Raw genomic sequence first — 19,563 nt, forward strand, 5'->3', positions numbered from 1 at the left:
ATTGTCAATGAAAAGTTCTTCTTTTGTTCTCACCTCGGTTTCGCCGATAGAGCCGGCTGCAGCGTGGATAGGCGGGAAACGTCACCTAGCGAAACGCATCTGTGCTTTGCTCGCCGCGACGCAACACGCAGCCTATTGCGAGCCATTTATTGGTATGGGTGGCGTGTTTTTGCGCCGAGCCGTTCGGCCAGCCGTCGAGGTGGTCAACGATATCTCAGGCGACCTGGTCAATTTCTATCGGGTGGTTCAGCGTCACGACCAGGCGCTGTTTCGTGAACTGCAGTGGCGGCCAGCGATGCGCGCCGAGTTTGACCGCCTGATGGACGCGCGTGACAAGGATTTAACTGATATCGAACGCGCCGCCCGCTTTATCTATCTGCAGACGCTCGCCTTCGGCGGAAAGGTTGCCGGCAGATCTTTCGGCGTCGACGCAACGGCCGCGCACAATTTCGACCTGGCGCGCATAAAGCCGCGCCTCGAGCGCCTGCACAACCGGCTGGCCGGCATCGTGATCGAGAACCTGGACTGGCTTAATTTCATAACCCGGTACGATCGAGCAGGTACCTTGTTTTATCTGGACCCGCCATATTGGGGCAGCGAAGGCGACTATGGCGATGAGGTCTTTTATCGTGGAGATTTCCAACGCATGTCGGACAAACTGCAATCGATAGAGGGAAAGTTCCTGTTATCGATCAATGATCGGCCGGAGGTCCGCGAGCTTTTCTCCTGGGCCGATATGATTCCGGTATCGACGACCTATTCCATCGGCCAGGCAGATCGGGGCGCGGCCATAGGGGAGCTGCTGATCGGGCGGGGGATCAATCTCGCACCGGCCGCCGCGCAGCCCACACTCATTTAAGCACAAGCGCTTATTTTATATAGGAGTTCTTGTGCCGTTCCGTTTCGGGGGGTGCACGTGTTGCGGGCCCCCGCAACCAAAGTTATAGAAAATACAACACATTAAAGGCCTCCTTCGGGAGGCTTTTCTGCGTCCGAAATACACCCACAGCAACCCCATAGCTACCACTTGAATCAAAAGCCGAAAACCTGACGGCGTCGTTGAAAGTCCATTGGGCGATTTATGACTTCAGCCGGCTTTCAAGAAACGCTCAACGCTGCCTTTTAAACCATCGGAGTGTCCGGCCAGGACAGAGGCAATGGCGCTTACGTTTCCGGCAAGTTCTCCCGTTGCTGCGGCGGCCGTGGAAACACCGGTGATATTGCTGGACATTTGCTGTGTGGTCGCCGCCTGTTCCTCAACAGCGCCGGCCATGGCAGTTGTCAGGTTCGACAGCTCATCCACCGCTCGGGTAATGGTTCCGATGGCCAAAACGGCCTCTTCGGTTGATTTTTGAATTGCGCTCACCTGCTGTGTGATTTCATCGGTCGCTTTGGCTGTCTGTCCAGCTAAGGCCTTGACCTCACCGGCGACAACGGCAAACCCTTTACCAGCCTCTCCAGCGCGTGCCGATTCGATGGTTGCGTTCAGAGCGAGCAGGTTGGTTTGTGCGGCAATCGAATTGATCATAGCGACAACGGCATCAACCTTGCGCGCATTTTCAGCCAGCAAGCGCACTGTCGTATCCGTAGTCGCGGCCTGTATCGCGATCTGCTGTGCGCGATCTGATACCCGACTCACCTGTCCGGAGATTTCATGTATAGCGCCGGTCATCTGTTCCGAGCTGGCCGCTACCGAGGAGGCTCTCTCGCTGGCGTTCTCGGCAGCCCCTGCCAGACCGTCGGCTGAGCGCTGCATATCGTCAACCGCTTGGGACACTGCGGCGACGACCTGGGACACGTCTGTAGCAATACTTTCCTGGTTGGTAATGATGGCCCAGGTCAACATTGGCGCGATATACTCGCCATCAGGCCCTTTGATGGCTGTTATCTGTAGTTCGAGAACTTCAGGTCCAATCCTGATCTTTGTCCTATGCGGTAGATGACGGTCGTCGGCCAACATCTGTCGTTGGTGGGAAGGGTTCTTGTGAAAGATATCGATCGAGGCGCCCAACATATCTACCACTTTTACCGGCAGATACTGTTCAATCGCGCCCAGAGTTTTCTCAGAAGTGGCATTGAGGTAGTTGATGCGGAAGTCATTCTTCGGGTCGACCGTCATAACGGCTACCGGCATGCCGTCGATCATGGTCAGCAAACGGCTGGTTTCATTCTTTTTGGCCGTGATGTCCGAAGCAAACTTAACAACCCGCGTGGGCTTGCCGTGCTCATCGAATACCGGATTATAAGTGGCTTCCAGCCAGAACTTAGCGCCACCCTTACCCAGTCTCAGGAACTCGCCTGAGGCAAATGTTCCGCGCTTCAGGTCTTGCCAGAAACGCTCATACTCAGCGCTCAGTGCAAAGGCGGGGTCAACGAATAAGCTGTGGTGCTTTCCTTTGATCTCGCCCAAATCATACCCAATAACGCGCAGAAAATTCTCGTTGGCATCCAGAATCGTACCGTCCATAGAAAAGTCAATGATGGCCAAAGAGCGATTTAAGGCGTCCAGCTTTGCTTGGGCAGAGTTAAATTCTGCCTTGGTGAACATGTTCCAATTACCCATCTCTGGCTCCCCAATTTTTACGGATTTGGCAGTTAGTTTTTATTTAATACCCACAAGAAATGGGGCGAAATTCTTAAATTTGCTTTAAACTTGCCGCACGGATCGAAGGCCTGTTCGCTCGCCAGGCATCTCGATACCGCAGCGCTTAACATTGCCTCTTGCAGACGTCGTCCATTGGCGAATGCCAGGCGCTTCCAATAGTGTCGAGAGGTGAACGCCTTAGCAGTAGATCTTCGGGCGTGATACCAAGCTCGCTCGGCGTCTGGACTAGATGGGGTGATTGCGATCGGCATACGAACCTGTGGTAATCTATACTCGCTATCGCAATGGAGGAACCTCTCAGCGAGAAGATGTGTCAGACTATCTCGATAGCACTGGCTAGGCGGTTTAGAGAGTTGGGTTGGAAGCAGGCACTAATGCGGCCCGGCCCTACAATTGGCTCAGGGAGAGACGGATTGAAGCAGCGGCATATCGAAGAGCGGTGACGCAGCGATGCGAACAATTCTTTATCAAGCGGCGCTGGCGCTTCTGACCCGAAGCACCAAGGTATCCACGATCAGGTCGTGGGGTTTGGCGGTGGCCAAACCACGGGTAGCGTTGCGCTATCGTTGCCAATTCGCGCAAACTGGCAATCGTAATGCATCGCATCTGGGCTGACGGGACGGTGTTCCGTTGGTCGAAGGCCGACACTGTTCAAGTGGCAGCGGTATGCGTTTGTCATGTTGATGATCGAGATTTAGGTTTCGCCTGCTGGCGAATAAATGTCCGCAAGGACCGGTTTGAAGAGATTGCGTTGCAATCTGTGTGCAACACGCACGCCGAGTAGATGGCAACCTTCGACTGTCGGACCACCATCTGGAAGCGGCCTGGCGCCGACTTCGTAGACAAGAGCGAGCCTCTTGGATCTTTACTTCTGTCGGCCGACCGACATAATTTTAAAGCTATCAGGCTCCCTGCGCTGCGGTGGGTCTTAGACTTCGCTTATCGACGTAAGAAAGGGGGGGATATACCGCTTGGGTGCGCGGCTTATCCGGTCTCTGCGTTGCACAATTATGGCGCATGTGCCATAGGTATCGGTGAAAACTGGACTTGCGTTTAGCAGGTGGCTACTCCGGGCGCCGATCCCCCGGACAACCATAAAAACATTTCGCTTCGCCTGCGCCGGCATTCGCGCTGCGCGCTGTGACCTCTTTTCGTTAGGTAAAATCATGATTTCTTTGACCGCGCTTCGGCGCGATTGGTTGGACAATGCGCGCTCCGACCTACTTTCCGGCACGCTTGTCGCCCTCGCTCTAATTCCGGAAGCTATTGCCTTTTCTATTATTGCCGGCGTCGATCCAGCCGTTGGCCTTTTCGCTTCAGTCGTTATCGCGATTACAATAGCTATTGTTGGCGGACGCCCCGCTATGATATCGGCCGCGACCGGCGCCATGGCTCTACTAATGGGCGGTTTGGTAAAAACGCATGGTTTGGAATACCTCTTCGCCGCTTCGCTTCTCACCGGTGCTTTTCAGATTATCATTGGTTTGCTTGGCCTCGCCAAGCTAATCCGCTTCGTTTCTCGATCTGTTATGACAGGTTTCGTCAATTCCCTGGCGATCTTGATCTTTCTGGCACAATTGCCGGAAATGCTTCATGTGCCGTACGCCACATATGCTTTGATCGCGGGCGCCCTGATCATCATCTACCTGTTGCCGCGCGTCACCAAAGCCGTACCATCGCCGCTGGTCGCGATCATTGTCATTACTGTTATCGTGCAACTCATGCATCTTGACGTTCACACTGTTGGTGATATGGGGCGTTTGCCTACAGCTCTACCCAGTTTGCATATGCCCCAGGTTCCGTTGACCTGGGAAACGTTGGCAATTATCGCGCCCGTTTCAGCCACCTTGGCCTGCGTCGGACTGCTGGAAACGCTGCTGACGGCAAGCCTTGTCGATGATGTCACTGACACACCCTCTAACAAGGATCGCGAGGCACGTGGTCAGGGTATCGCCAATGTCCTGTCAGGCTTTTTTGGTGGTATGGCCGGCTGTGCTATGATTGGTCAAACCATGATCAACGTCACCTCCGGCGGGCGCGGTCGACTATCAACACTTTGGTCTGGTGTGTTCCTTCTAATCCTATTGCTGGTTCTTCAAAAATGGGTCGCCATGGTTCCGATGGCCGCACTTGTCGCCGTGATGATTATGGTGTCGATCGGAACATTCGACTGGAACTCGCTAAGTCGCCTCAAGACAACGCCGATCCAGTCGAACATTGTCATGCTTGTGACTACGGTGACCGTAGTCGCTACGCACGATCTTTCAAAGGGTGTCGTAGCGGGCGTGATCCTGTCGGCCCTTTTCTTCACTACGAAAGTGGCCAGACTCTTGTCTGTCGAACAAACCGCACCGGATGACGAGCCGCGACTGCACTACGTCGTTCGTGGGCAACTCTTCTTCGTGTCAGCTGAATTTCTGAAAGCAAGCTTCGAATTCCATGGCCATCCGAAGCAGGTCGAAATAGATCTATCAGGCGCGCATATCTGGGATCTGACGGCTATCGCAGCTATTGACGCGGTTGTATTCAAATATAGGCGTGCCGGAGCAGAAGTGCATGTGACAGGCATGAGCGAGGCCAGTACGACTTTGGTAGAACGTGTCGGACAGTTTGACAAAACCCATCTACCAACGGGAACCGGTCACTAGATTGAAAATGTCTCGGTAAAACGAGACTTCTCAGTAAGGGAATCAAGGGGTTTCCTGTGAGATCGCAATCAGACAAGACCTGACGGCTTCAGTGGAGTTTGAAATCGTGGCAATCTTGCGGGGACAGCGCTTCACCAACGGTACGTAATCAGACTATAGAGATAGTGCCTTTGAACCGCCATTTCCGCCGTCGCGGGTCGTAAGCACGGCCTCAAAGCCGTCGGAAAGATTGCGCAGGGTCAATTCGCCGCCGTGCAGGCGTGCGATCTGCTTGACCATGGCGAGTCCCAGGCCGGTGCCGTTCGGAGTGAGGGCGGGGTCTGGTAATGGCTGGCGGGCGCTGTCTCCGCGCACAAACGGTTGGGTTAAAGAGGCGATCTGCGTTTCCGGAACACCGCGCCCATGATCGCGGACGCGAACCTGCCAGCCGTCCGGCGTTTGGCGACAGGTGAGTTCCACCGGTGCCGCGCCATAATGTAGGGCATTCTCGACCAGGTTGATCAGGGCGCGGTGCAAGGCCTCCGGTCGTCCGTGCAGGATTCCATTCGGCAGCGGCGCGGCCATCACTACACCTAATGGGCCATATTCCGCCAACACAGGTGTGAAAAGGTCCGGCAAGCTGACCTTGGTGACCGGTTCCGCATCAAACCCGCGCGCATACATCAAGAACTGCGACAGGATGGCGTCGATACGGTCGATCTGGCGCTGAGCGCTTGCGGTCAGTGCTTCGTCGTCGCAGGTCATCATCTCAAAGGCCAGTTTCAGCTTGGCCAGAGGCGTGCGGACATCATGCGAGATACCCGCCAGAATAAGGTTGCGATCGGTGTCGGCGCGGGTCAGTCTGGCTGTCATGTCATTGAAGCTGCGCGACAGGTCGGCAATTTCCAACGGCCCGTCTTCCCGCAAGGGTGGCGCCGGCGCCGCCAGTCGGTAGCGTTCGGTCGCGTCGCGCAGCGCATTCAGCGGCCGCAGCAGCCGATTGCTGAGCAGCGCCGCCGCCAGCATCGCCAACCCGAAGGTCGAAGCAGCCCCAGCCAGCAAAAGGCCGGTAGGTCCGAGCAACGGAGGCGATTTAACGCTGATCCAGTAGGGCGCACCGCCCAGCCAGACATGTATCCAAAGCTTGCGGCTATGGTCGGTTCGCCATGAGAGGTCGGTTTTATCGCCCATGGCCTTCACCAGCGCCCGCATGAAAACCCGCTCCAACATGCGCGGCGGCGGGCCCGCGTCGTCGGGCGGTCGTTCGCCTGTCCATATTTCGACATAGGAGGACTTGGCCATATGCCGGATCAGGCGTTGCCGGTCGGCTTCCGGCGCTTCGGACAGGGTTTCGGATATTGAGGCCACGTTTTCGGCCATGATGCCGGCCACGCGCTGCAACTCCGGCCGCAGTACCAGCAGAGTGAAGAGCACGATGCTGAGGATCTGAGCCAAGCCGACAATAAGGGCGGTCAGGGCCACGGTCTGGCCCCACAGGCTACCGGGGCGAAGTCTTGACCAAAGGCTTTTCATCTGTCCGCCTTTGTGAACACATAGCCGTGTCCCCAAACCGTCTTGATCCATTCCGGATTGGCTGGATCGGCTTCGATCAGGCGCCGTAGCCGCACGATCTGGACATCGACGGCACGATCGGTCACGTCAGCATCACGACCCATCGCCAGATCGATGATCTGCGCGCGCGATAGGGGCCGTCCGGCGTGGTGCAGCAGCACCTTTAGCAGGGCGAATTCACGCGTACTGAGGTCTATGGACGCGCCGCTGCGGGTGAGTTGCATCCGGCCGAGATCAAACACAAACGGTCCGAAAGTCACCCGGCCTTCGCCGTTGTCGAGGTGGGCCACGGCGGGTCGACGACGCTGGATGGCGGCGATGCGTGCCAATAGTTCGCGCGGCACAAAGGGTTTTGGCAGGTAGTCGTCAGCCCCCATCTCAAGCCCCAGAATACGGTCGATTGGGTCTCCTTTTGCGGTCAGCATGACGATCGGCGTGTCGAAGCCCGAAGCGCGCAGACGGCGGCAAACGCTGAGTCCATCTTCGTCGGGCATCATGAGGTCGAGAATCAGGACGTCGACCGGTTCACGGGCGAGCGCGCGATCAAGACTTTTGCTGTCAGGCACGGTGCGGACGCTGAAACCGTTCTCGCTCAGATAACGCTGGAGCAGTCCACGCATCTCCGCATCGTCGTCAAGGACGATCAGGCGGGTGGGGGAGGTCGTCATGCGCAGGGCTCCTCAATTGTCAGCCGCCACTCTAGCGTAAGGGAAAGCTTCGGACATTTGCGAAGATGTTACAAGACGTTACAGGTGGCCGCTGTTGCACCATCCTGTAACATCTCAGGGATTTCGTGTCGTTTTTACGTAACCTTCCGACCCTAGCCTCGTTTGTGTCATCCACGACAAACAAGGAGAGAGCAAAATGAAAAAGACACTTATCGCTACCACAGCCGCCGTTTTGGCCACGCTGGTATTTGCCGATACCGCTACCGCCGCCACCGGCCACGTCCGTGCCCGCAGCGCTAATGGCGTCGTCGCCGGGGGAACAAACAACGGCAACAGCTATGTCCGCGCCCGTGGCACTAAAGCGAACGCCGATGGCAGCACAACAGCCGCCAGCGGCGGCGCCTTCAAGACGAGGACCGGCGCCTACGGCGCGCGCGGCTCGACCACCACGGTCAATCCTGACGGCTCAGCCAGTCATTCCGGCAGCGCATATGCAACCGGTGCCAAGGGCACGGCCAGCACGTCCGGCGGCTTTACGCGCAATGCCGACGGCACGGTTTCCGGCGGCCGCAACACCGACGTCACCAATGCCGCCACCGGCAACAGTTACAGCGGCAGCACCAGTTATGACAGCGCGACCGGCGCGACTCATAGCGGCACCTGCACGGATGCGTCCGGCGCTACTATCGCCTGCCCCACGCGATAGGCGTCTTTGCCCCTTGCGTGCCCCCCTCACGCAAGGGGCTCATTTTATTCTGGAGTTCCCCAATGAAGATTATCACTTTCGCCTTTCCAGCTCTTTTTCTGGTCACCAACGCCGTCGCGGCACCCGTCGCAACATCTGCGCAGATCGAGCAGATGGTCAGCCGCGCCATGGAAGCGGACACCAACCGCGACGGCATGTTGACCCGCGCCGAGTGGCAGGCCTGGCGGTCAGCCCAGTTCACCCGCTTCGACCGCAACGGGGATGGTTATCTGACGAATGCCGACGTTCCGGCCATTGCCTCAGGCCAGATGGCACCCAAGATGCAGGCGGCAATAGCTGCGTTCGACGCCAATCATGACGGACGCCTCAGCCGTGACGAGTTTGTCAATGGTCCGATGCTGGTGTTCGACCAGATCGACCTAGATCATAACGGGGTCCTAGACGGTCACGAAATCGCACTGGCGAAGGGGCGCTGATCATGGGACATAACCTATATCACGGTGCTTTTATCTGGGTGGCTCTGGTCTTTGTTGTGCTGGAGGCGCTCTATATCGCTTTTGTTCGCAAGGAGGCCTATGACGTGCGCCAGACCGCTGCGTCTCTGGGCGTCGCCGTCGGCAACACGCTGCTGCGGCCGCTGACCGCGCTGATGGTCATGGCTGTCTTTCCTTTCGCCGCGCAGTTTGCTCCCTGGCATCTCTCCATGACTGATCCCTGGGTCTGGATCGTGGCCTTCATCGGCTTCGAGTTCCTTTATTATTGGATGCACCGCTTCAGCCATACCATTCGCTGGCTGTGGGCTTCGCATGCCGTTCACCACTCGGCCAACAGCTTCAATCTGCCGGCGGCTGTGCGGCTCGGCTGGACCAATGTGATCTCCGGTGAATGGTTGATGTTCCTGCCCATGGTCCTGCTTGGCTTTCCGCCATTGATGGTCGTCATCCTGCTGACGGCTAACCTCATCTATCAGTTCTTCCTGCATACCGAGTTGTCGCCGAAATGGGGCGTGCTGGAATATGTTTTGAATACGCCGGCGCATCACCGCATTCACCACGCTTCCAACGTGCAATATCTCGACCGCAATTTCGGCGGTGTGCTGATTGTCTTCGATAAATGGTTCGGCACATTTGCTGAGGATGACCAGAGCGAGCCCGTCGTTTTTGGCCTTACAACCCCCATACACTCGCATAATCCGTTCGTGATTGCCCTGCGCGAATGGAGGCGGATGCTGGGTGATGTCATGCGCTCGAAATCCTTGGGTGAGGCCGCCGGTAACTTGTTTGGCCGCCCGAAATGACACATAAATCCACAGTAAAGGAAATTCCGATGAAACGCTTTTTGGGGAGCCTCGTCGTCGTATCGCTGGTCATCACGGCCGGCGGCGTCACAGCCGGTCCGTTGCGTGACCGCTTGGGCGCCAAATTTCAGGACAGGCTTCAGGCCAAACAGGCGGAAGAAAGCCGCCCTATCGATGTGCAGGCGATCCTGCCGGGGGCGCGCAAACAGACCCTGTCCTATGGTGCGGATGCGCGTCAGGCGATCGACATCTATACGCCGCCCAATACGCATGACGCGCCGGTGATCGTTATGGTGCACGGTGGGGCGTGGAAGGTCGGCGACAAGGCGAATACCGGCAGCGTGGAAAACAAGCTGAAATACTGGCTGCCCAAGGGGTATGTTTTTGTCAGTGTCAATTACCGTATGCTGCCCGACATCATGGCCTATGAACAGGCCGAGGACGTGGCCGCGGCCCTGCGCTATGTACAGTCCCACGCCGGCGGCTGGGGCGCACGCTCGGACCGTCTTATCCTGATGGGGCACTCGGCCGGCGCGCACATCGTGGCGCTGCTGTCATCGAACCCTGCCATGGTCGGGCAAAAATGGGCGGGTACTGTTGTGCTTGATTCCGCTGTGATGAGTGTGCCCGACCTTATGTCACACCGTCATCTCGGCTTCTATGACGAGGCTTTCGGCGCCGACAAGGCCTACTGGCTGAAAGCCTCGCCGATGGATCAGTGGACAACCGCCGCGGTGCCGATGCTGGTTGTGTGTTCGACCAAGCGCAAAGACAGACCCTGTGATCAGGCAAAGGCGTTTCAGACCAAGGTGACGCAGGCGGGGCAGGCGATGCCACTCTTGCCACAGGACCTGACACACGAAGAGATCAATCGGACTCTCGGCTTGCCTTCAGCCTATACATTGGCGGTCGATCACTTCGTAACCAGCCACGTCAAATAGAAGTGTTGTTAGTCGGTAGAAAAACCTTGGACCACCAAGAGGTCGTTCATGTTTTCCTACCGACCGCAATCGCGATATGCAGGCGTTTGTTAGCCGCTGGCTGGCGGCGATCAAACGGCCCCGTGCGGTGCAATGGGTGGTCGGTATTGACCCGTATAGTTTAAGAACAAATGCCCGCCTTTCGGGCACCATACTCTGCCTGAGTTTGAGTAAACTTGCCACCTGCTGGCGACGCCAATTGCTGAATCATACCTTGGCAGGAAAAACTCATGAGACTGAGATAGGATTGTGCTGACAGGGCCGCCTGATCATTCCAGTCGACATTCAAGCTATCAACGGCCGCTCGCGCATCATTGACATCGTATTTTTCGCCGGAGGAGGAACTAAGCTGATCAATAAGACCCTGTCGGGAAAAAGCAGATATCTGTAAATAGGTTTTAGCTGCCGACGCGGCATTCTGGACGGAGACATTTGCACCGGCTCCAGAGCCCGTAGAGCCGCCGCAAATACCCACATTCGCGGCGCCATACTCCGCCTGCGCTTGAGTAAACTTGCTACCCGCCGGCGACGCCAATTGGTGGATCATGCCCTGACAGGAAAAAGCCATCAATTTCAGGTAGCCCTTTGCTGATTTAACTGCTTCGGCATTCCAGTCGATATTCAAACTATCAACCGCCATTTGCGCATCGCTGACCGAAAAGCCGCCTACGGAAGAACTGAGCTGATCGATCAGGCCTTGCCGGGAAAAATCTGAAACTCTGAGATAGGATTTGGCCTCGGCTATGGCGTTTTGCTGCGATACGGTCGTCGCCAGCGCGCCATGCGCGAAGCCCTGGCCCATGAAAACTGTGCAGATGATGGCGATTGCGGTTTTTTGAATAGACATAGGTTGCTCCCCCTTTGATGGCATGGACTTACCACAGGATCGTGGAACAAATCAAGTACAAAATGTGACGTAACGTGCCGCAATCTAGCCCCGGATCTAGACCTATGCGTACGAGCGCTCGGTCATGCAAGCCCCAGCGCCTGTTCGCGATGCCCTTCATCGCCTACGCGAGCAGGACCATCGAGAATGGTGTTACAAGCTTGCAGTATTCGTCTGGACGGAAATCTGGCCGCGATAATGCGCGGTTACTGCTTCCTTCTTTGGCTCAAAGTGCGCTCTCAGGCTGGGCAAGGCCTTTTGAGGATCGCAGGCGCCGCACATGAAGACATCGAGCGCCGCATAGTTGAGTTCCGGCCAGGTATGAATGCTTATGTGTGACTCCGCGAGTATGGCCACGCCAGTAATGCCGGCGCCTTCGCCAAACCCATGCAGTATAAGTTTCAAGATCGTAGCGCCGCAAGCCTCGGCGGCGTCGCGCAACGCGCACTCGATGCGCGCTTGGTCAGTCAGGTGGCGCGCGTCCCAGAAATCGATGAGCAAATGCTGGCCTGGGGGGACGATAGGGACGGTGGAATCAGTCATGGCTGCTGTCCAAAGAGAATACGCTTGAAGTCAGGAACATTGCCATTCTTTCGCCAGATGAACGCGTCCAGGACATAGTGGGTGGATTGTGGCAGGCTGAGTAAAGGTACGAGCCAGACAAGAATCGCCGGGTCGTCAACCGCGGGAAGCATAGAAAACGTCTGGAACAGCTTTTGATGGTCATGCCAGACAAACCCATCCCACAGGCCTTCCTCTATAAAGGCCAGAAGGGCCAGAGTGCCGATATAGATAGGGATCATCGTGGGGCGGAACAGCCACGCCAGTTTCGACCAAATATAGGGTACATGCGTTTGTATCGTCTGGCGATTTTTGCCGTAGAGCCAGTTCAGAGCGATGTAAGGAATACCGTGCGCCACAACATTGGTGGCGGTAAAGATGATGTCATTGTCGAAGGCCACTATGCCTACGCCCCAGGACAGGCCAGTGCCGAGCAGCAGCAGGTTCTTGGGTAGGTTGATGGTTCTGGTCTCGCGCCACCGCAGGACTTCCTGCCAAAGATAAGCGGCCAGGACGACGGCATAGAGGAGTGCCGCTATGTCAAACACATAGGGTACGGTGTGGCTTACGACGTCACCATCGACAAACCAGTTGAAGCTGCGGGGATGGCTCAGCCAGTAGACCAGCGGCAGGATCGTCGCGCCATAGATGGCCGCCTTGTCGATCCGCTTATTGCCTTTTTCCCTTCGTCCGTAGATCAGCATGAAGCCGTATTGCTGGCGGACAAAATGGAAGATGGCCAGGTAGGCCAGCCCGCGCCAGAAAACCAGGCTGTCGAAGCTGTAGAGTACGGCTCCGGTCACCCATAAAAGCAAGGGGGCAAGCTGGTAGAGCCGTGGCCTTAACCGCAGTTCGTCGCGGTCGAAATAGGTCCGGAAAAGCGTCGAATAGACATGGCTGACATCGACGCCGAGTATCAGGATCACCCACAGCCACACCGGAAAGTTGGCAAGACTCTGCGCCCAGGGCGCGGCCAAAATGGCAATAAGGGTAACGACGAATGCGGGACCGATGATAAAGGCCAGATCGAATTTGGCATTGGCGATATAGGGTTGGGTCATGCCAGGAAGGCCTTTACGGCCTGGGATGCTTTCAGGCCGTGGGTATAGGCTTCCTCAAAGATCGAGATACCGCTCATATCGGAATGGGCGGTGAAAATGGGTGGCGCTTGCTTTAGCGCCCCCTCACGGGCCTCGCCCCAGATAAAGCCCGGCATCGGGCGGATCATGGCGTGGCCCCATAACCAGACATCCATATGCGCCACATGTCCGACCAGCTCCGGGTGCACGCGATAAAGTTCACTCAGGAACAGCTTTTGCCAGTCCTCATAAGTCCGGGCAATCGCTTCCTTGCGCGCCTCGGCGGGGCTGAGGTGCGTCAGCGGCCAGTAATAGGTGATGACGGTTCGCAAAGGCTGCATCTGCGGGACTTGGTGGGTGGCCACAACATAGCCCAAGGCCGGGCTGTCCTTGATGACATTGTCCCATGCCAGATCGGCGCCAGCGCCTCCGGGGAGCCTATTCAGCGTCAGATTGGCCACGACCCAGGGAGCGTAGGTAAAGTCGGGAGACTTTAGCGGCGGTACAAGGCGTCCGGCTATAAAGCGCGGCGTCGCAATGACCACCGCGCGGGCGGTAAGCCGGCGGCTGACCTGCCCGTCCCAGTAGTCGACAACCACGCCGGCCCCTGTATCATTGATATTGTACACCAGCGCGTTGGGCAGGATGCGGCCGGCCATCGGCTCGGCCAATTTGTGGGCCAGAAAGCCATTGCCTTCCGGCCATGTAATCACCGAATCCGGCTTTGTATTGGCGGCCTTGCCATCGCGGCCGGCAAAATAGTGGATGCCGGCATAGGCGGAAATCTCATCATGGCGGACACCGAAATCATCGCGACAGCCATAGTTGACGAAGCCGTGCAATGGCTCCGACGTATAGCCGGCCGCCAGCATCCAGTCCTTCATGGTCAGTCGATCAAGCGCGCGGGCATCCGTATCCGTGCTGCTTTCATCGATCGGTATGGCGAACCACCGTCGGCCGTCATCGCCGCGTTTCACCTTGAAGCTTTCCATCTGTGCCAGGAAGCGTTTGTATTGTGCCTGATCTTCGGCGGATACGCCTAAGGTCGGCAACAGCCCTTCCTGCCAGCGGCCGTCAAGGAAAAGACGTTCGTCCGGATCGTTGAGAATATAGTCTTCGTTGTAGACCGGCAGTCCATCGGCTTCGCCGGTAATGATGCCGAAGTCGCGAAACAGGTCTTTGATGTGGCCGGATTCGGAACTGAGCAGCGGCACGTAATGTGCCCCCCACGGATAGGTGGACACATCATTCTTGCCGCTGTGGGCATTGCCTCCGGCATGGTCTTCCAATTCCAGAACCCGGATGTCGCGGATCCCGGCCTTGTCGAGATGATAGGCCGCGCTCAGACCGGCGATCCCCGATCCGACTATGATCACGTCATGTTTGCCACTGTCTATGGGGGCGGGAAACGCCCCGTCGCGCAGCCGGTGGCCACGCGCCGAGTTGGCGCCGACAATCCCGCCGGGGATCGGCTTTTGGGGCTTGATGGCATCCCAGACAAAGGGCGAGATCGCCGCCATACCGATGGCGGCCGATCCTGATCCGTACAACAACTGGCGTCGCGTAGGTTTCATCAATAGATCAGGTACTTCGACCATTCCTCATCGAAATAATGGATGAGGGCCTGATCATCGAGGCGTTGTATCTTGGTGGCGATGGGTCCCATGTCGGGGGGAAAGCTGAACATGTCGCGCGCGGTGTCTGCGTCGATGAACCTGAGACCCGCCGGGTAGCGGGTGGGCACGGTGTAGGGCCGGTTTGAGGCGATGACATACCCCCAGTCGCCGAAAGCCGGGACAAGGGCATGATAGGGTGAGGTCTGGAAACCGCTGGCGCGCAGGGTGTTGTTGACGCACCAGAACGATTTTCTCGCCACGAGGGGTGAGGTGCTTTGAATGACCGCCAGGCTGTCGGGGCCCATCACCGTATGCAGGAGGCCGTAAAATGCGGTGCTGTAAAGCTTGCCAATGGAAAAATTGGAGGGGTCGGGCAGATCGATGAAAATGGCATCGAAGATCGGTCGATTTGCGCCCAGATGTTTGAGCCACATGAAGGCATCGGCATTTATGACCTTGAGTTTCGGCGAATGGAGCGAGTCCTGATTCAGCTTACGCAACATGGGACTGGAAGAAAAAAGCTTTGTCATGGCCGGGTCGAGATCGACCAGGGTGACATGCGCGACGCTGGGATATTTGAGGATTTCACGCAGCGCCAGCCCGTCGCCGCCGCCGATGATCAGGATATTCCGCGGCGCCTGCAAGGCGCTCATGACCGGGTGTACGAGGGCTTCGTGGTAACGGTATTCGTCCTGCGAGGAGAATTGCAGATTGGAATTCAGGTAGAGGCGGATGTCGCTTTGTTGCCGGGTAATGACAATGCGCTGATAGGGCGTCGACTTGGCGAAGATGACGTGACCGGCGAAACTGTTCGATTCCGCAAGGCTGCTGATCTTGTCAGATGAGATAAAGCCGAGCGTTAGGATAATCATAACGATACCGGCCGCGATCTTATGCAGGCGGGCCCATGGCAACGGCTCCTTAATCGAATAGAGCAGCCATAGCGCCACCATGACGTTGAATATCCCGAACATGAAGCTCGACCGGATAAGGCCCAGGTGGGGGACGAGTACCAAAGGGAACAGGATCGAGGCAAACAACGCGCCGATATAGTCAAACGTAAAGACCCGGGAGACCAGGTCCTTGAACTCATAGCGGTCCTTCAGAATGCGCAGCAGAATCGGGATTTCGATGCCGACAAGAATGCCAATGACGGTGACGATAAAATAGAGCAGGAAGCGGAACGAAGCGACCTGATCGAAGAGCAGGAACAGTATGGCGGCGGATGAACCGCCGACCAGACCGACAAGGATTTCGATGCGCACAAAGAAGGCAAGCAGGTTTTTGTCGACCTTGGCTGACGCCCAGGAGCCTATGCCCATGGCGAACAGATAGGTGCCGATAATCGTCGAAAACTGGGTGATGGAATCGCCCAGCAGGTAGCTGGCAAGCGTCCCCGCGATCAGCTCATAGATGAGGCCGCAGGTCGCGATGACAAAGACGGAAACGAGTAAAAGGCGTTGCACTATGAAAGTCTGTCTAGCCGTGGATGGCCGAGCCGATGATGAAGGCTATGCCCAGCGCAAAAGAACCGAGAAGTACAGCCAGCGCCATGTTCTGCTTTTCTACGATTTCCTTCCAAACGGCGACCTTGGGGGTCAGCACCTCGAGCAACAGGAAGGCCAGGGCGAATACGACCAACCCAATCACCGAAAAGACGACGGCCGCAACGACATAATGTAGATCAACCAGGTTATGCATAAGGGGTGTCCTATTTGTGGTAGTGGGAAGCGAAGCGGGAAGCTGAACGCGCACTATTGCTGCCCATCCATCCGGCGATGCCGTAACCGAACATATCGGCGGCACCCAGGGCGCCAATTGTCGCCAGACAAAAGAGGACAAAGATCACGGGGTAGTTTTTCATGCGTCGATTGCCGCTTTGGAGCCATCAGGCTTGAAGTCAGAGTTTGCCCAGCGCTGGCTTTCGAAGGACCATTGGCGAAAGAGCACAATCGCGGGATATATCGCGATCAGCAGCAGGGCGATCCAAAGATTTGACCATTCACTCAGCCCTCGCCGCACGGTCAGACTAAACGGCAGTTGACCATCCTTGCTGAACTGATCCGTCTCGGCGTCGATGACAAGATGATAACGGCCTGCGGGAACAGAGGATAGCCAGGACTTGGCGTTATTATATCCCTCGCGCCAGCTCTCGCCATCATCAAGGCCGTGATAATAGCTGATGGATTGATGCACGGGGTAGGTGGCCTGGGTTGCCTCATTGACAAGCGTCAGGTCAAAATCAGCCCAGCCATTATCAATTTGGGTCGCCGTGTCTATGCGAATATTGCTCATACGCGGCAGGGTAAAGGCCTGGGTGACAAATGGCTGTCCGTCTGTCGGCGTGGGCTGCGTTTCGTCAGGCAAGTTCCACATAGCGCCGCCGGCGGGTAAGGTAGAGGTGGGCGCCTGGGCGACGTGGATTGGCTGTCCGGTGATTTTGACAACCGGCTGATTGGGTAGTGCGCTGCTGATAATCAGGTGAAGGAAGATCGCGACCCCGGCCGCAACGGCCCCTAGCCGGACAATGGTGTTGCCTTGATTGCCGTGAGGAGATGGCTGGCAGGCACCGACACCCGATGGGGTCACCAGGCGCGCGCTCGGAAAAGCCGTCTTGATTTGGTTCCGTTCGACATAGACGCCATGCGTGATGTTGAGTTCGTCGGCGGTAGACTCACTGCTCAGCATGTAGGGGGGGCATATATAGTCGGTGGCAATACTTTCATCGCCTGTCTTGACGCGCCAATAGAATTCGCCTTGTACAGACTCGACGAAAACGCGGTCGCTGTTGAAGACAGTATAGGTCTGATCGTCATAGGTGAGTTTGCTGTTCCGCCCGATTCCCTCGATGGCGCAGTTCAGGCGCTTGAAAAACGTCCAATGTCCGTTGGATTGCGACAGGAAGCGGAAGCCTTCCCACGGATTAAAAAGCAGATACTCATCCCAGGCGTAGACCGTGCCTTTGATCCACTTTCGTACATAGCCAATGACTTCCCATGTCGTGCCGAATAATTCTCCGCGCGTGCCGATGGCGATATCCGTATCGAAAGCCTTCTTATTTGCCGCCTGGATGACGCGCAGATTTGGGTTGGCCGTATCAATGACGGTGCTACACTGTCGGCATACCGCCGTCACGCTGATGCCTACGGCGCGCAGGGCTATCGGGCCGCCGCAGGTCGGGCATTGAAACGCCTGGACCGATTGGAGGGGCGGTCTTTGTCCAAAGGTGCGATCCGTCATGACCATCCCTTAACCGACTTCAATTTCGACGCTTTGAGATCGCTCCATTCGACGTAACGTCCGACAAAAACGCGGAGGTCGCCATTGCAGCTCTCTACGCTGGCGAACGTGTCCGCCTCACCCATGAAGTCAAAGCTCATGGACCGCCGGCCGCGCGGACTGATAATCGGCAGTTCGCCTTCGCACGCGACGCAGTCCGCCACCTTACGGTCAGTCAAGGTGTAGAGCTGCTCACCGAGTATCAACGTCTTGCCGACGATAGTGGATGTCGCATCGTCCCGGGCAACCCATCGCTCAATGGCATGTTTAATGTTATCTTCCACGGGCGCGTCGAGTTCGTAAGACAGGGCATAGGTGCCCTGGGCCTCGGCCAGCCACCCCTTGCGTCCGTCCTCTCTGACGAAAAACCATTCGTTCCAGAAACCATCGGCCCACGCCATGCGAACCCGCCCAATCAGACGGATGGCGACAGCGCCATCATAGGCGTCCGTTCCGATACAAAATGGCGTCATGTCCTCCGGTAGGGTCGCCATTTTCCCCATGGCTTCGATGTCGGCGTCCCGGCGAACAACGAGCGTCTGGCAATAGGAACACACGGCGCTGACCGTGACGTTGGATGTAAACCGGATCGGCGCCCCGCAAGACGGGCAGGGAAATTCAGACATTTATTTGATTTTGCTAAGAATTTCTGCCTTTTTAGCGGTAAATTCCGCCTCGGTCAGGATGCCCTTTTGATACAGGTCCCCGAGTTTTTCCAATGTGGCCATCGGATCGGCGTCGGGGGAGGCGGCCTGACCGCCCGGAACTTGGTTGAGCGATGTATTCAACGCACCGGCCATCATCTGCCCCATGGCGAGTCCGGCACCGAGGCCAACGCCCTCGCTGGCCAGACCACCGCCAGGCTGGCTGGCCGCATTGCCAAGTGCATCCGCAGCCTGGAAACGGGTATAGTCATTCAGGTTGCCGACAATACGCTGCGAACCGGCGCGATCGAGATGACGCTCCAATTCTTCCGGCAAGGACAAACTCTGGACGTAGAAGGCGGTCAGCGCCAGCCCCATCTCGGCGAAGGTGGGCGTGAGCGCTGTCTGCAAGGCCTTGGAAAATTCACCCTGTTGCGCCGCCATGTCGACAAACGCGACGGCGGCCGAGCCGAGGAAACTGGCTATGCCGGTCAGAATTGCCGTTCGCAACTGGCCATCAATATCGGCCACGCGGAACTGGGCGCCACTGCCGCAAAAACGTGTCCAGAAGAGTTTTGGATCGCTGATTTTGAAGGCATAGTTGCCGAAGGCGCGTATACGAAGCGGTCCGAACTCCTTGTCGCGCACAGTGATCGGCTGGGTCGTACCCCATTTCTGGTCGAGTTGTTCGCGCAGGTTGAAGAAAAAGACATCGGACTTGAAGGGCGACTGGAATGCCTTGTCCCAGTTCATCAGGTAGGTGAGGACAGGCAGGGTCTGCGTGGTCAGGGTATGGGTGCCGGCACCGAAAAGATCAGCCACGCGGCCTTCATTCAGGAACAGAGCTGCCTGGGTTTCGCGAACGACAAGCTTGGCGCCGGTTTGTATTTCCTGGCCTTCCATCGGATAGCGCGCGCTAAGCACATCAGCGGGCGGATCAGGCCATTGCAGGATGTCTATGAATTGCTTTGAAAAAAAACTCATGTGTCCCCCCGGTGCAGCCTGAAACGACGTCAGGTCGTATAATGCCGTCGTCAAAGCAT

The 19,563-nt window shown here is 56.9% G+C and carries 19 protein-coding genes, 1 pseudogene and 1 other annotated feature; of the genes and pseudogenes, 7 read left to right on the forward strand and 13 right to left on the reverse strand.

Going from position 1 to position 19,563, the window contains the following annotated elements; all coding sequences use genetic code 11:
* The first annotated feature begins 7 nt into the window (after positions 1–7).
* Positions 8–859, forward strand: coding sequence for a DNA adenine methylase (locus AEAC466_RS39535; RefSeq protein WP_031239285.1), 852 nt, complete (start codon positions 8–10; stop codon positions 857–859).
* 228 nt (positions 860–1,087) lie between these two features.
* Here the strand turns inward: AEAC466_RS39535 and AEAC466_RS39540 are convergent, their stop codons facing one another.
* Positions 1,088–2,548, reverse strand: coding sequence for a methyl-accepting chemotaxis protein (locus AEAC466_RS39540; protein ID WP_023459482.1), 1,461 nt, complete (start codon positions 2,546–2,548; stop codon positions 1,088–1,090).
* Between the two features lie 483 nt (positions 2,549–3,031).
* On the opposite strand from AEAC466_RS39540, the pseudogene AEAC466_RS45040 reads away from it, so the two are divergent.
* A pseudogene (locus tag AEAC466_RS45040) lies at positions 3,032–3,254 on the forward strand (IS110 family transposase); the annotation flags it as partial.
* A 391-nt stretch (positions 3,255–3,645) separates the two neighbouring features.
* Positions 3,646–3,699 (forward strand) — a sequence feature (sul1 is cis-regulatory element that is thought to sense ions involved in sulfur or methionine metabolism; They are found in Alphaproteobacteria).
* A gap of 72 nt (positions 3,700–3,771) precedes the next feature.
* Entirely contained in the window at positions 3,772–5,253 is a 1,482-nt protein-coding gene (locus AEAC466_RS39545; protein WP_023459483.1) for a SulP family inorganic anion transporter, read from the forward strand.
* A gap of 153 nt (positions 5,254–5,406) precedes the next feature.
* On the opposite strand, the gene AEAC466_RS39550 is transcribed toward AEAC466_RS39545, so the two are convergent.
* Both AEAC466_RS39550 and AEAC466_RS39555 read right to left on the reverse strand, forming a co-directional pair.
* Positions 5,407–6,765, reverse strand: coding sequence for an ATP-binding protein (locus AEAC466_RS39550; protein WP_023459484.1), 1,359 nt, complete (start codon positions 6,763–6,765; stop codon positions 5,407–5,409).
* Positions 6,762–7,472, reverse strand: a complete 711-nt coding sequence (locus AEAC466_RS39555) for a response regulator (protein WP_023459485.1) — start codon at positions 7,470–7,472, stop codon at positions 6,762–6,764. Before AEAC466_RS39555 ends, AEAC466_RS39550 begins: the two co-directional genes overlap by 4 nt.
* A 196-nt stretch (positions 7,473–7,668) precedes the next feature.
* Between AEAC466_RS39555 and AEAC466_RS39560 the strand changes: the two genes are divergently transcribed.
* The 4 genes from AEAC466_RS39560 (at position 7,669) to AEAC466_RS39575 (ending at position 10,416) form a co-directional block, all read left to right on the forward strand.
* Positions 7,669–8,178, forward strand: a complete 510-nt coding sequence (locus tag AEAC466_RS39560) for a hypothetical protein (protein ID WP_023459486.1) — start codon at positions 7,669–7,671, stop codon at positions 8,176–8,178.
* A gap of 62 nt (positions 8,179–8,240) precedes the next feature.
* Complete coding sequence (locus AEAC466_RS39565) at positions 8,241–8,654, forward strand: EF-hand domain-containing protein (protein WP_023459487.1); 414 nt, start codon at positions 8,241–8,243, stop codon at positions 8,652–8,654.
* Positions 8,655–8,656: 2 nt separating this feature from the next.
* Entirely contained in the window at positions 8,657–9,475 is an 819-nt protein-coding gene (locus AEAC466_RS39570; protein ID WP_023459488.1) for a sterol desaturase family protein, read from the forward strand.
* 29 nt (positions 9,476–9,504) lie between these two features.
* A complete protein-coding gene (locus tag AEAC466_RS39575) occupies positions 9,505–10,416 on the forward strand; it encodes an alpha/beta hydrolase (RefSeq protein ID WP_023459489.1) in 912 nt (303 codons plus the stop codon).
* A 160-nt stretch (positions 10,417–10,576) separates the two neighbouring features.
* Here AEAC466_RS39575 and AEAC466_RS44925 read toward each other — a convergent pair whose 3' ends face one another.
* The 10 genes from AEAC466_RS44925 to AEAC466_RS39615 all read right to left on the reverse strand — a co-directional run bounded on the left by AEAC466_RS44925 (position 10,577) and on the right by AEAC466_RS39615 (position 19,504).
* Positions 10,577–11,302 carry an Ltp family lipoprotein gene (locus AEAC466_RS44925; RefSeq protein ID WP_023459490.1) on the reverse strand — a complete coding sequence of 242 codons (726 nt, stop codon included), beginning with the start codon at positions 11,300–11,302 and terminating at the stop codon, positions 10,577–10,579.
* Positions 11,303–11,494: 192 nt separating this feature from the next.
* Positions 11,495–11,884, reverse strand: a complete 390-nt coding sequence (gene speD / locus AEAC466_RS39580) for an adenosylmethionine decarboxylase (RefSeq protein WP_023459491.1) — start codon at positions 11,882–11,884, stop codon at positions 11,495–11,497.
* Positions 11,881–12,963 (reverse strand): hypothetical protein, encoded by a 1,083-nt coding sequence (locus AEAC466_RS39585; RefSeq protein WP_023459492.1) that lies wholly within the window; start codon positions 12,961–12,963, stop codon positions 11,881–11,883. The genes speD and AEAC466_RS39585 overlap by 4 nt, the downstream gene beginning before the upstream one ends.
* Positions 12,960–14,555, reverse strand: a complete 1,596-nt coding sequence (locus AEAC466_RS39590) for an FAD-dependent oxidoreductase (RefSeq protein ID WP_023459493.1) — start codon at positions 14,553–14,555, stop codon at positions 12,960–12,962. Before AEAC466_RS39590 ends, AEAC466_RS39585 begins: the two co-directional genes overlap by 4 nt.
* Positions 14,555–16,063 carry a polyamine aminopropyltransferase gene (locus tag AEAC466_RS39595; protein WP_023459494.1) on the reverse strand — a complete coding sequence of 503 codons (1,509 nt, stop codon included), beginning with the start codon at positions 16,061–16,063 and terminating at the stop codon, positions 14,555–14,557. The genes AEAC466_RS39590 and AEAC466_RS39595 overlap by 1 nt, the downstream gene beginning before the upstream one ends.
* A gap of 13 nt (positions 16,064–16,076) precedes the next feature.
* A complete protein-coding gene (locus tag AEAC466_RS39600) occupies positions 16,077–16,298 on the reverse strand; it encodes a DUF350 domain-containing protein (protein WP_023459495.1) in 222 nt (73 codons plus the stop codon).
* Between the two features lie 10 nt (positions 16,299–16,308).
* The gene (locus tag AEAC466_RS44615) at positions 16,309–16,461 is read right to left on the reverse strand and encodes a hypothetical protein (protein ID WP_023459496.1); all 153 of its coding nucleotides are present in this window, start codon (positions 16,459–16,461) and stop codon (positions 16,309–16,311) included.
* Positions 16,458–17,837 (reverse strand): DUF4178 domain-containing protein, encoded by a 1,380-nt coding sequence (locus tag AEAC466_RS39605; RefSeq protein ID WP_023459497.1) that lies wholly within the window; start codon positions 17,835–17,837, stop codon positions 16,458–16,460. Before AEAC466_RS39605 ends, AEAC466_RS44615 begins: the two co-directional genes overlap by 4 nt.
* Entirely contained in the window at positions 17,834–18,502 is a 669-nt protein-coding gene (locus AEAC466_RS39610; RefSeq protein ID WP_023459498.1) for a DUF4178 domain-containing protein, read from the reverse strand. The genes AEAC466_RS39605 and AEAC466_RS39610 overlap by 4 nt, the downstream gene beginning before the upstream one ends.
* Positions 18,503–19,504 carry an SPFH domain-containing protein gene (locus AEAC466_RS39615; protein ID WP_023459499.1) on the reverse strand — a complete coding sequence of 334 codons (1,002 nt, stop codon included), beginning with the start codon at positions 19,502–19,504 and terminating at the stop codon, positions 18,503–18,505.
* Positions 19,505–19,563: the final 59 nt, after the last annotated feature.

This window comes from Asticcacaulis sp. AC466 (genome assembly GCF_000495815.1).
Lineage (GTDB): Bacteria > Pseudomonadota > Alphaproteobacteria > Caulobacterales > Caulobacteraceae > Asticcacaulis.

What these genes read in the sequence shown, in the direction of transcription:
- speD (WP_023459491.1), bottom strand. Translation starts at nt 11,884, where the DNA reads ATGACTGATTCCACCGTCCCTATCGTCCCCCCAGGCCAGCATTTGCTC.
- AEAC466_RS39560 (WP_023459486.1), top strand. Translation starts at nt 7,669, where the DNA reads ATGAAAAAGACACTTATCGCTACCACAGCCGCCGTTTTGGCCACGCTG.
- AEAC466_RS39585 (WP_023459492.1), bottom strand. Translation starts at nt 12,963, where the DNA reads ATGACCCAACCCTATATCGCCAATGCCAAATTCGATCTGGCCTTTATC.
- AEAC466_RS44925 (WP_023459490.1), bottom strand. Translation starts at nt 11,302, where the DNA reads ATGTCTATTCAAAAAACCGCAATCGCCATCATCTGCACAGTTTTCATG.
- AEAC466_RS44615 (WP_023459496.1), bottom strand. Translation starts at nt 16,461, where the DNA reads ATGAAAAACTACCCCGTGATCTTTGTCCTCTTTTGTCTGGCGACAATT.
- AEAC466_RS39605 (WP_023459497.1), bottom strand. Translation starts at nt 17,837, where the DNA reads ATGACGGATCGCACCTTTGGACAAAGACCGCCCCTCCAATCGGTCCAG.
- AEAC466_RS39590 (WP_023459493.1), bottom strand. Translation starts at nt 14,555, where the DNA reads ATGAAACCTACGCGACGCCAGTTGTTGTACGGATCAGGATCGGCCGCC.
- AEAC466_RS39565 (WP_023459487.1), top strand. Translation starts at nt 8,241, where the DNA reads ATGAAGATTATCACTTTCGCCTTTCCAGCTCTTTTTCTGGTCACCAAC.
- AEAC466_RS39535 (WP_031239285.1), top strand. Translation starts at nt 8, where the DNA reads ATGAAAAGTTCTTCTTTTGTTCTCACCTCGGTTTCGCCGATAGAGCCG.
- AEAC466_RS39545 (WP_023459483.1), top strand. Translation starts at nt 3,772, where the DNA reads ATGATTTCTTTGACCGCGCTTCGGCGCGATTGGTTGGACAATGCGCGC.
- AEAC466_RS39615 (WP_023459499.1), bottom strand. Translation starts at nt 19,504, where the DNA reads ATGAGTTTTTTTTCAAAGCAATTCATAGACATCCTGCAATGGCCTGAT.
- AEAC466_RS39555 (WP_023459485.1), bottom strand. Translation starts at nt 7,472, where the DNA reads ATGACGACCTCCCCCACCCGCCTGATCGTCCTTGACGACGATGCGGAG.
- AEAC466_RS39600 (WP_023459495.1), bottom strand. Translation starts at nt 16,298, where the DNA reads ATGCATAACCTGGTTGATCTACATTATGTCGTTGCGGCCGTCGTCTTT.
- AEAC466_RS39540 (WP_023459482.1), bottom strand. Translation starts at nt 2,548, where the DNA reads ATGTTCACCAAGGCAGAATTTAACTCTGCCCAAGCAAAGCTGGACGCC.
- AEAC466_RS39575 (WP_023459489.1), top strand. Translation starts at nt 9,505, where the DNA reads ATGAAACGCTTTTTGGGGAGCCTCGTCGTCGTATCGCTGGTCATCACG.
- AEAC466_RS39610 (WP_023459498.1), bottom strand. Translation starts at nt 18,502, where the DNA reads ATGTCTGAATTTCCCTGCCCGTCTTGCGGGGCGCCGATCCGGTTTACA.
- AEAC466_RS39570 (WP_023459488.1), top strand. Translation starts at nt 8,657, where the DNA reads ATGGGACATAACCTATATCACGGTGCTTTTATCTGGGTGGCTCTGGTC.
- AEAC466_RS39550 (WP_023459484.1), bottom strand. Translation starts at nt 6,765, where the DNA reads ATGAAAAGCCTTTGGTCAAGACTTCGCCCCGGTAGCCTGTGGGGCCAG.